Below are 11,202 nucleotides of genomic sequence, written 5' to 3'. Positions count from 1 at the left end.
AGGCCGCCGTCTGGTGCACTGTCGTTGCCCGTTAGGTTCAGCGTGATGCTGCCGTCTTCGGCAACCGTCACTTCGTCATTCACCGCGTCTACCGCATCGTTCACGGCATTCACGGTCACTTTCACGTCCGCAGTATCGGTTCCGCCATTGCCATCGCTGATGGTGTAGCTGATGGTCGCTTCGCCGTTGAAGTTCGCCGCTGGCGTGAACTCGAGTTTGCCGTCGACGATCGCGACCGTACCTTGCTCTGCTGGGACCGTCGCGCCTGTGATGGTCAACGTATCGCCATCCACATCGCTGTCGTTCGCCAACACATCGATGGTGATCATGCCACCGTCTTCTGTGCCTGACGCCGTATCGTCTGTGGCCACTGGGCCGTCGTTCACCGCATCCACGGTCACTTTCACGTCCGCAGTATCGGTTCCGCCATTGCCATCGCTGATGGTGTAGCTGATGGTCGCTTCGCCGTTGAAGTTCGCCGCTGGCGTGAACTCGAGTTTGCCGTCGACGATCGCGACCGTACCTTGCTCTGCTGGGACCGTCGCGCCTGTGATGGTCAACGTATCGCCATCCACATCGCGGTCGTTCGCCAACACATCGATGGTGATCACGCCACCGTCTTCTGTGCCTGACGCTGAATCATCCACAGCCATTGGAGCAACACCATGAGTTGATAAAGCCGAACTTGTTACGGTATTTCCCGCCGAGTCCGAAGACGTCACAACAACTTCGAACTCGGTGTCCGCTGCTAGGTCGCTACCCGCCACATCCACTGTCCAGTTGCCGTTCGCATCGACCGTGGTTTCGTAAGATTTACCATTGATCGTCATGGTCACTTTATCGCCTTGTGCGATATCGCCACCTGTCGCTGTACCTGTCACCGCGATGGTTTGTCCGCTTTCTGCCGCGTTGACCACGTCATCTTCTGTGATATTCGCCACCGTCACTGTACCCGCTTCCGCAGCCAGATCGATCGTATGCGTTGAAGTGGTAGAGGCAGAGTAAGGATTTCCTGCGCTGTCCACACCAGTTACTGTCGCAACAAAACTGTTATCGTTTGCTAGATCGGTACCCGAAACCTCCACACTCCAAGTTTTGTTTGCCAAAACCGTTGCTGTGTATAAGGTGCCGTTAATTGTCATTGAGACTAGATCACCAGCTTTAGCATCGAAACCAACACGGCCACTGACAGTAACGTTTGACTGACTCTCAGCAAGATTAATAACATCATCGCTAGTGATAGGGTTGACACGTATTGTCGCCAGTGACGATGTATCAACAAAGTATACTTCGGTAGAGGTAGATGAGCCGATTTGCCCCTTGCTGTTCACAACATCGACAACAGCTGTAACTTGTTTGTCAGAGTCGGCAAGTAACTCATTACCAGGAACATCAATTGCGTACCTGCCGTCAACAACTTGCCCACTAAACTCTTTGCCATTAACAATTAGCGTTACCGTTCCTTGCTCAAACTCTTCCCCCGAAACGGTACCAGTAATAGTAATATCACTTTGAGATTCACTTGCATTGATTACCGAGTCTTCAGTAATTGGATCGATGTCAATGTTCACGATAACAGGCGTGTCATCAAATCTATGAACTGAGTCACCTTTAGACGTGACTTCGTTACCTGCTGCATCTGTTGAATTAACGGTAACTTCAAAAGCAGTATCAACAGCAAGATCTGAACCGTTTACTGATAGCTCCCACGTTCCATCTTCAGAAACGCTGCCTCTGTATTCGCTGCCGTTAATGATAGCGGTAACAACATCTCCAGATTTAATGTCACCACCACTCGCTGAACCAGTCACTATAATTGTTTGGTTTTTCTCTGTTTCTGTAATCACATCATCAGAGGTGATTGGATCGATAGAAACCGTACCTGCCTGAGCCGTAGTATCCAGAGTAAACGTCAGCGTGCTGCTGCCCGAAGTATTGCCTGCCGCATCGGTCTGACGAACAGTGATGGTGTTTGCACCTTCTACTGTTGTTGGCGCTGTGGTTGTCCATTCACCATCAACAAAGTACTCCACCGTCGCATCTTCTTCGGTGCCTGCAACGGTGAAATCACCTTTATTAGTCAGGAAGTCATCCGCTAAGCTGCCGCTGTCGGTATCGAGAGAAATTTGCGGTGCATCTGGCGCGGTGGTATCTAACGTGAACGTCAGCGTGCTGCTGCCTGAGGTGTTGCCCGCCGCATCGGTCTGACGAACAGTGATGGTGTTTTCACCTTCTACTGTTGTTGGCGCTGTGGTTGTCCATTCACCATTGACAAAGTACTCCACCGTCGCATCTTCTTCGGTGCCTGCAACGGTGAAATCACCTTTATTAGTCAGGAAGTCATCGGCCAAGCTGCCGCTGTCAGTGTCGAGCGAAATCTGAGGTGCATCTGGCGCGGTGGTGTCTAGAGTAAACGTCAGCGTGCTGCTACCAGAAGTGTTGCCTGCCGCATCTGTCTGACGAAGAATGATGGTATTTTCGCCTTCAACTGGTGTGGGTGCGGTGGTTGTCCATTCACCATTGACAAAGTACTCCACCGTCGCGCCTTCTTCGGTGCCTGCAACGGTAAAATCACCTTTATTGGTCAGGAAGTCATCAGCAAAACTACCGCTGTCAGTGTCTAGTGAGATCTGCGGTGCATTTGGCGCTGTGTTATCTAGAGTAAACGTCAGCGTGCTACTGGCCGACGTATTACCTGCAGCATCGGTCTGGCGAACGATAATGGTGTTTTCGCCTTCAACTGGTGTGGGTGCGGTGGTTGTCCACTCACCATTAACAAAGTACTCCACCGTCGCACCTTCTTCGGTGCCCGTAACCGTGAAGTCGCCTTTGTTAGTAAGGAAGTCATCGGCCAAGCTGCCGCTGTCGGTGTCTAGCGAGATCTGCGGCGCGTCTGGCGCGGTGGTATCGAGAGTAAACGTCAGCGTGCTACTGGCCGAAGTATTACCTGCCGCATCGGTCTGACGAACAGTGATGGTGTTTGCACCCTCTACTGGTGTTGGCGCGGTGGTTGTCCACTCACCATTGACAAAATACTCCACCGTCGCACCTTCTTCGGTGCCAGCAACGGTGAAATCACCTTTATTAGTAAGGAAGTCATCGGCCAAGCTGCCGCTGTCAGTGTCTAGCGAGATCTGCGGAGCATCTGGCGCTGTCGTGTCGAGAGTAAACGTCAGCGTGCTGCTACCAGAAGTGTTGCCTGCTGTATCTGTCTGACGAACGATGATGGTGTTTTCACCTTCAACTGGCGTTGGAACTGTCGTCGTCCACTCGCCATCAACAAAATATTCGACCGTCGCACCATCATTTTGTCCAGAGACGGTGAATGATCCATTGTTGGTTAGAAAATCGTCCGCTTCAGAACCACTATCTTCATCTAGTATAACGGTCAATAGAGGCAAAGTTTCTGCTGGACTGGTAGTTGCCGCATCTGAAGAAAAAGAACTGTACACTTCAAAGAGAGAAAGACTTTGCGCTTGGTTAAGCCCCAGGTCCTGCAAACCTTGGGTAGTAAATGCTGTACTTGCTAGAGTCTCGCTTGCGTCGCGGGAAATCGTCCCTCCAGAGACCAAACTCGAACCGCCCGTTTCACCTGCGGCGGTAGCAAACTCATCACCCAGTTGGGTTGGATCTTGTCCGTCTTCTAACGCTGCAAAAATCTGCTGCACGTCACCCGTAATGTCATTGCTGCCGTTTTCTGTCGCCACTCGAACAGTGGGCACCTCAGATTCATCTAGGGTATCAATCACAACTTCGCCAGGTGCAGGTGTTTGTCCGGGCGCTAACATTCTTATATTGCCGTTCAAATCAATAACAACAATTCGACCAGCGGTAAGAGCAGCTCCAGAAAGAAAGGCTGAGAAATCCATAAATAAACCTCTGTGATGACGGTGCAGTTCTGCCAATATTTTGACAGGTACATTAATTCTATTTTCTTACCCATTAGTATATCAAACGGGGATCGCTAGAACATCCGAAAAGCCAATCTCTTTTACATTTTTGTCACCTATTGGCGACTTTGCTCACACAGTCTCATTTATGAAGCAATATCACGGATTGAACTCTATTCGTGCGCAACTGCATTTGTTTAAAACATCGATTTCAACAAGTTAGAAAATGGAGTTGGAATTCGTTACAATGACTGATATTTTGCGATTGAGTACGCAAACTCAGCATCGATTCAATGATTTGTTGCGCTAAAAAATTGACGTTTCATCGTAATCTTCTCAAAATTAAGACAGCTAATCTCTTAGACTTAGCGCAAACAACGAGTAGGAGAAATTGAGTGAAGTGGACCCGAATAAGCACATTAGCCGCTGGGCTAGTGATGACACTTCCTGTTATGGGGCAAACATTGGAGCAAGCGGTTGCCATTACGCTTGCCACCAACCCCGAACTAAAAAGTGCATTTAACGAGTTCTTGAGTAAGCAATATGCCAATCAGGCTTCTTCTGGCGCTTACTTGCCAAGAGTGGACTTAGATGCAGGTGTCGGCTTCGAATCCATCAATCCTGCTGGTAATCCTCCTCGTGACTCGACGGATATGACTCGAAAAGATGCGTCTTTAACTTTGACGCAACTGATTTGGGACGGTTCTGCCACACTCAATGATATGGATAGAACAGCCGCGGAAGCGGAGTCGTTACGTTACCAACTGTTAGCAGACGCGCAGGATAAAGCCCTAGAAGTGACCAAAGTCTATCTGGATGCGGTGAAAGCGTACGAAATCTTAGCGCTCTCTGAAAGCAATCTCATGACTCACAAACGTATTTACAGTGACATTAAAAAACGGGTGAACTCAGGCATCGGTTCTACCGCAGATTTGTCTCAGGTCGAAGCCCGCTTGGCGAAAGCGCACGGTAACTTAGCCGCAGCACAAAATAATTTGTTTGATTCTCATACTATGTTTACCCGTTTGGTTGGACAGACACCCCAATCACTGATTTTTCCGCGAGCGGATCAAGAGAGAATTCCGTTTACTGTCGATGAAGCTATAAGCCAAGCTTTTGAGCACCATCCGGTGCTTAGAGTTGCAACGGTGGATGTCGATTCGGCCCGTTTTCAGTATAAGCAGACCAAAGGCCGCAACTATCCTACCTTTACGTTTGAAGCGTCACAGACTTGGCGTAGCGATGCAGGTGGTATTGAGGGGCAGAGTGACGAGCTCACAGCCATGCTTCGTATGCGTTACAATTTGTACAACGGCGGAACAGATTCCGCGAACTCTGAAAGTGCCGCTTATCAACTGAACAAAGCAAAAGATCTTCGCGAAAGAAGTTACCGGAGCGTCGAAGAGGGTTTACGCCTAGCTTGGAGTGCGCTTGACCTTACTTTACAGCAGAAAGAGTTTTTGGCCGATCACGTTGACTCTGCTTCCGACACTGTGATTGCTTACGAAAAGCAGTACCGTATTGGCAAACGCACTTTGCTTGACTTGTTAAATACCGAGAACGAGCTGTTCGAAGCTCGCAAAGGTTACTTAGACGCTAAATATGCAGAGCAATACGCCAAATTTCGTGTGATGAATGCAACGGGGCAATTGCTCGATACGCTGCGAGTCGATATCCCTAAAGAGTGGACCCAAAAGGTGGAATACTAATGAAACCATACACTTTACCTTTTGCCTTAGCTGCTATTTTTCTATCTTCCTCCCTAATGGCGGACGAATATGATTACCGCCCCACTCCGGTTGCGGATCAAATTGATGATTTACAAGACCAAGACAGAGATGGCGTAATTAACGCCCGCGATTTGTGTCCCGATACGCCAAGTACAGCGGAAGTCGATAACGATGGCTGCGGAACTTACATCAAAACGACCCAGCAAATGCAGATCCGGGTGTTATTTGCCAACAACTCCGACGTGATTAACCCGGTATTTCGCAGTCAAATCAAAGAACTGGCTGAGTTTTTGAAACTTTATCCATCCACTTCAATCGAACTGCAAGGCTTTGCCAGCCGTACAGGCAATGCAAAACTAAACCTTGAGCTGTCTCAACGCCGAGCAGACAACGTTAAAGAGATGCTCATCAGTTATGGCATTTCATCAAATCGAGTACGCATTGTAGGCTTTGGTGACAGTAAACTGGCTAACGACGGCGAGGACGAAGTCAGCCACGCTTTGAACCGTCGCGTAGTGGCCTCCGTCGTTGGTCACAAAGGTGACATCAAAGAAGAATGGACCATTTTTACCCGTCTACCAAAAAGCAAGAAATAATCATTGGGGCGAAAAAGCCCCTTATCTTTGTCGAGCCGACACCAGCGCAAACTCAGATACTCATTGGTAAGGCTGCGATAAAATGGTACCCTACGCGGGTCTTTTCATATCGAGATTTTAAAATGAGCAAATTAACTGCGGATATTCAAGCGAATCTGGACCTTTTCATTCAAGAAACTCAAGAAACCAAGCTGGTTTGGGGCCTTCGAAATGAAGAAGGATGGCTGGCTTGTGACTCTTCAGAATTTGAAAATAGTGAAGTGATGCCGTTTTGGTCTGCTAAAGAAGATGCCGTCGCACACAATGTAGAAGAGTGGGCTGATTTTGAAGTACTTGAAATTCCTCTTGATATTTTCGTTGAAGATTGGCTTATCACCTTAGATGAAGACGGCGTGCTGGTTGGTATCAACTGGAATGCGCAATTGGAAGGTAAAGAACTTGAGCCGGCTGAGCTGGCAAAAATGTATCTATAATCGTTAAGTGATGTTTGCTTAAAAGAGAGGCTGGTTCAGTACCAGCCTTTTTTACAGCTTTGCTACACTGTAGATACATTTATCAACTCTGGTATATTGCTCTTTGATATACGACGTATTGTATATTTCACTATCTCGAATGCATCACACCTTTTCATTTACAAAAAGATATCATTCCTGTATCTCATTTTTACCATCAAATCAGCCCATGTTTAAACGCAAGCTACTACTTTGGCTCACAATCAGTACTTTTTCTTGTATGACGCTCGCAGACAACAGCGGACTCCATCAGTGGTTAGGCGTCTACCAACAAAAACTCAGAGCCGAAGACAATCGCGCCCTAGATCTCTTGCAAGATCGTTACGCCGCCCTCCTTCCAGGCGCGGAAAAACTATATGTGAGTGGTTTACTATTTGATTATCTTTTTGCACGCAATCAACCCTATTATGGCGCGAGTCAAAACAAAAACACTCACTTCTCTCGCCAAGAATCACTTTACATACAAGCGCTATATGACCGACAGAAAGGCCAGTATGAACAAGCGGTTAAAGGTTTTACGACCTTACTCAACCAAGCAACACTAAGCGAAGTACGTAAAGTGCAAGAACTGCTGTTATATCAGCTTTGTTATACGCTCAACGAACAAGGCGACTACCATAAAGCCAAGTTTTTCTGCTCTCAACTCAAGCTTTTTGCCGCTGAAGAGGGTCAATCTTTGCTACCGAAATACTTGGTTTATCGCGTGATCGCCAATAACGAACATTTCCGAGGCGAATTTGAGCAATCTCTTATTCACTATCAAGCGGTGCTGCGTCATCTACCTGCAAACGCGGATGTCTCTGCCGCTTACAACGATACCGGCAATTTGCTACGCGAATTAGGCCAATACGCGCAAGCCGAAGAGTATTTGCTTAAAGCCAAGGAAATTCGCGAAAACGGACATTCTCCGGCTGCCTTAGCACAAATATTGCACAGCCTTGCAGAGCTCTATCACGATCGTGGCGATCAGCCGCAAGCAATCCTCTACTACGAGCAAGCACTCGCGATCTTGATTAAGGAAAATCGCAACTTTGGTCTGGTCATGACGTATCTTGGTTTGGGCTCTCTCTATCTACAAATGAATGATACAGAGAAAGGTTCACACTATCTTGAACTCGCGCTTAAAGCGGCAGAGCAAGGGCAAAACCACCGCTTAGCGGCCGAGGTTCACTCTCGATTTAGCCTCGGTTATCTTGAGATGGGCAAGCTCAGCGAAGCGATGGCGCACGCCACACAGGCTTATAACCTCGCAGTATCGATGGATATGCCCGTAATCGAAGCGAACGCCTTACTATTGCAGTCGAACATCGATGTGCAGCAAGGGAACTACCAGAAAGCCTATCAACACTACACGCACTATTCCCAACTCGAACTTAGCTTCAGAGACAAAGACACAACCAAAGCGATTGAGGCATTGGATCTCGCGCAAAAGCAGTTCGACTATCAGTTACGCTTAACGCAGCTTCAAAGTGACACTGAGCGCAAAATGCGCTTAGTCAAGAGCCTTGAACAAGAGAAGTTTCTCTATTCTCTGTTGTTGATTGCGTTAGTGACTCTACTGCTCGTTTTGGCGTTAGCCAATCATCGCTACCGTAAGCAGCAACAAACCGATCGATTAACAACAGCGTTGAATCGCCGTGCAATCATTGAGGCAATCGAAGCGCAAACGACTAACAGAGTCCCACATAAAGTGCCGGTACTGATTCTGTTTAAATTAGATAGTGTTAAAGCCGTCAATCGGGAGTTTGGCCACGCGTATGGCGATGAGCTATTACATACTATCGCTTGCAATCTTATCGCCCATCTTTTGCCAGGGGAGTTATTGGGACGGCTCAATGGAACAGAGTTTATGCTGTTGCTGAAAGAGGTTGACGAGGTAGATGTGCCAATGCGCGTTGAACAGCTAAGCCAACGTATCGCCAGCAGCGTGATTCATGCAGAAACTGGCGAGCCGATCCAGCTTAACGCCTATATAGCCTATCTTGTTTTAGAGCGTTCAGCGCCAAACTTCGACTGCGTCTATAACAAGCTCGATTTCGCGCTCTCTCAACGGCAAAGAGAGCGCAAAATGGGAGTCGTTGATGCGAGCCGTCTGCCAGTTAAGCTTGAGCCTGTTTCTCAAGCAGCGACGCCATCACAAGCGGTTGGTTATTAAGGTAGTCATCAAGCCCCGCTTTGCGCAAGTGGCATGATGGACAATCACCGCAACCATCCCCAATCACACCGTTGTAACAGGTCAAGGTTTTCTCCCTGACCAGTTGCAACGCTTTGTGTTGATCGGCCAATGCCCACGTCTCCGCTTTGTTTAACCACATTAGCGGCGTTTTAATGGCCAAGGCTTTGTCCATCCCTTTAACCAACGCACTGTTCATTGCTTTGACAAATTCGTCACGGCAATCGGGATAGCCAGAAAAATCAGTTTCGCACACCCCCGTTATCACAGTATCAGCACCGATTTGGTAGGCGTAAATGCCCGCCAAAGTCAGAAAGAGAATGTTGCGCCCGGGCACAAAAGAGTTCGGTAATCCATTGGCTTGAAGTTCATGCGAAACAGGAATGTCATCACGCGTCAGCGAGCTAATCGCCAGCTCATTGAGTAACGTGACATCCATCACTTTGTGTGCTTTGACACCCAAGTCCGCGGCAAGTTGTTGTGCAACTTCAATCTCCAAACGATGGCGCTGGCCATAATCAAACGTGATGGCATGGACCTCATCATACTCATTCAGAGCTTGCACAAGACAAGTGGTTGAGTCTTGACCACCACTAAAAACCACTACCGCTTTATTCATCGCTTATCCCTTCTAGGCAATACTTAAATATTTGTGGGTTTGAACCGATAAACGCCAGTTACGCGCAATACAAGTCTCAATACACAATTGCGTCGCTCTGGCTTTCTGACTGATTGGTTGCAGGGCTATCGTCGTTGTAGCAGGCACTTGTGCTCTGGCCAACAACAGGTCTAACTGCTCAATGTCTTTTTCTGTACCGACCGGATGTTTGATTTCGTTGGCTCGCAGCAAAGCACTATCAAGCACGGGTAATTTACCTTTCATCGCCACTTTGGGTGACACTGTCACCCAGGTTTTACGCGAAGTCTGCACGGGATAGGTACCACTCGTCTCGATTTGGCATTGGCAGCCGATCGCTTCAAATGCTTCGGTTAGAGAAGTTAAGTCATAAATGCATGGCTCACCGCCAGTGATCACTATGTGTTTGGCATTGAAACCTTGCTGTTGATACTGAGCCACAATCTCCTCAGCGTCAGCATTACACCAACTTGGGCTATCTCCCGATTTGAGAATGATTTCGCCAAACGTGCGTTGTTCCTGCTCTAAAGCTTGCCAAGTTTGTTTGGTATCACACCAAGAACAGCCTACTGGGCACACTTGCAAACGGACGAACACCGCTGGCACACCAGTAAAAACGCCTTCACCCTGAATGGTTTCAAACATCTCGTTAACTTTATACAACTTAACTCTCAACCCTAACAATAAATCGCAAGGCGCAGACCTTAAAGGAGTCCCGCTCTCAGGTCAAATTAATCTGCTGGGAACACAAAAATTCAGTGTTAATCTGACTCGTTTTGGTGTTTCATTACCACTTTGTCTTCTTCTTCAAAGTTTAGTAGGTAAGTATGTTCAAGTTAATCGCGCTGGATATGGATGGCACTTTGCTCAACAGCGACAAGCAAATCTCCGACGAAAATAAGGCGGCGATTGCGCGTGCTCGCGCAGCAGGCGTGACGGTGGTACTGGCCTCTGGCCGTCCACTGGAAGGAATGCAAGACAAGTTGGATGAGCTCGGTATCTCCTCAGACAGCGACTTTGTTCTTTTCTATAACGGCTCGATGGTGAAGAACGTCGGCAGCGGCGAATTAATTCATGAACAAATTATCGATGGCAAAAGCGCGAAGCAGCTTGCCCGCTTAGCAGAAAAACTCGGCGTTTACGTTCATGCCTTCAGCAAGGAGCACGGTTTGATTACCCCTCAAACCAACCCTTACACAGAAATAGAAGCTAAGATCAACGGCTTGCCGATCACTGAAATGAACTTCGAAGCACTCGCAGACGATCACCCGATCATCAAAACCATGATGGTTGCCGAGCCGTCGCTGCTCACCGAAACCATCGCCAAACTGCCTAGTGAGCTGCATCAACAGTTTACCGTAGTGCAAAGTGCACCATTCTTCCTAGAATTTCTTAATCCATTGAGTAACAAAGGTATTGGTGTAGCGGCGATTGCCGAACATCTCGGCATCCAAGCGGAAGAAGTGATCTGTATGGGCGATGCCGAGAACGATCACCATATGCTGCAATACGCGGGCGTGGGCGTGGCGATGGCCAATGCGATGGAGCAGACAAAAGCGATTGCCAATTACATCACTGCATCCAATAATGATCACGGCGTCGCCAAAGCGATCGAAAAATTTGTTTTTCCGAGTGAGCAGAGTTAACTCGTCACCCAAAATAAA

8 protein-coding genes are annotated in these 11,202 nt (G+C 48.0%); 5 read left to right on the top strand and 3 right to left on the bottom strand.

The genetic code is table 11. From position 1 onward, the window contains the following. On the bottom strand, positions 1-3,869 hold a 3,869-nt coding region (locus UF06_RS17670), incomplete at its 3' end, for an Ig-like domain-containing protein (RefSeq protein WP_139046399.1). A 416-nt stretch (positions 3,870-4,285) separates the two neighbouring features. Here UF06_RS17670 and UF06_RS17665 point away from each other — a divergent pair. The 4 genes from UF06_RS17665 to UF06_RS17650 all read left to right on the top strand — a co-directional run bounded on the left by UF06_RS17665 (position 4,286) and on the right by UF06_RS17650 (position 8,883). Next, positions 4,286-5,599: a TolC family outer membrane protein gene (locus UF06_RS17665; RefSeq protein ID WP_045571608.1), complete on the top strand. Its 1,314-nt coding sequence runs from the start codon at positions 4,286-4,288 to the stop codon at positions 5,597-5,599. After that, entirely contained in the window at positions 5,599-6,216 is a 618-nt protein-coding gene (locus UF06_RS17660; protein ID WP_045571607.1) for an OmpA family protein, read from the top strand. The genes UF06_RS17665 and UF06_RS17660 overlap by 1 nt, the downstream gene beginning before the upstream one ends. A gap of 122 nt (positions 6,217-6,338) precedes the next feature. Continuing rightward, a complete protein-coding gene (locus tag UF06_RS17655) occupies positions 6,339-6,689 on the top strand; it encodes a DUF2750 domain-containing protein (protein ID WP_045571606.1) in 351 nt (116 codons plus the stop codon). A 397-nt stretch (positions 6,690-7,086) separates the two neighbouring features. Then, the gene (locus tag UF06_RS17650) at positions 7,087-8,883 is read left to right on the top strand and encodes a tetratricopeptide repeat protein (protein WP_242402031.1); all 1,797 of its coding nucleotides are present in this window, start codon (positions 7,087-7,089) and stop codon (positions 8,881-8,883) included. Here the strand turns inward: UF06_RS17650 and queC are convergent. Continuing rightward, complete coding sequence (gene queC, locus UF06_RS17645) at positions 8,828-9,520, bottom strand: 7-cyano-7-deazaguanine synthase QueC (RefSeq protein WP_045571604.1); 693 nt, start codon at positions 9,518-9,520, stop codon at positions 8,828-8,830. The two genes, UF06_RS17650 and queC, sit on opposite strands and share 56 nt — an antisense overlap. A gap of 12 nt (positions 9,521-9,532) precedes the next feature. Continuing rightward, positions 9,533-10,201: a 7-carboxy-7-deazaguanine synthase QueE gene (gene queE, locus UF06_RS17640; protein ID WP_082069749.1), complete on the bottom strand. Its 669-nt coding sequence runs from the start codon at positions 10,199-10,201 to the stop codon at positions 9,533-9,535. A 164-nt stretch (positions 10,202-10,365) separates the two neighbouring features. Between queE and UF06_RS17635 the strand changes: the two genes are divergently transcribed. After that, positions 10,366-11,184 carry a Cof-type HAD-IIB family hydrolase gene (locus tag UF06_RS17635; protein WP_045571602.1) on the top strand — a complete coding sequence of 273 codons (819 nt, stop codon included), beginning with the start codon at positions 10,366-10,368 and terminating at the stop codon, positions 11,182-11,184. Positions 11,185-11,202: the final 18 nt, after the last annotated feature.

Origin of the sequence: Vibrio sp. S234-5 (assembly GCF_000960595.1) — a bacterium.
Lineage (GTDB): Bacteria > Pseudomonadota > Gammaproteobacteria > Enterobacterales > Vibrionaceae > Vibrio.
Note: the sequence above shows the minus strand (reverse complement) of the source record. Positions and strands in the feature narration are given on the sequence as shown.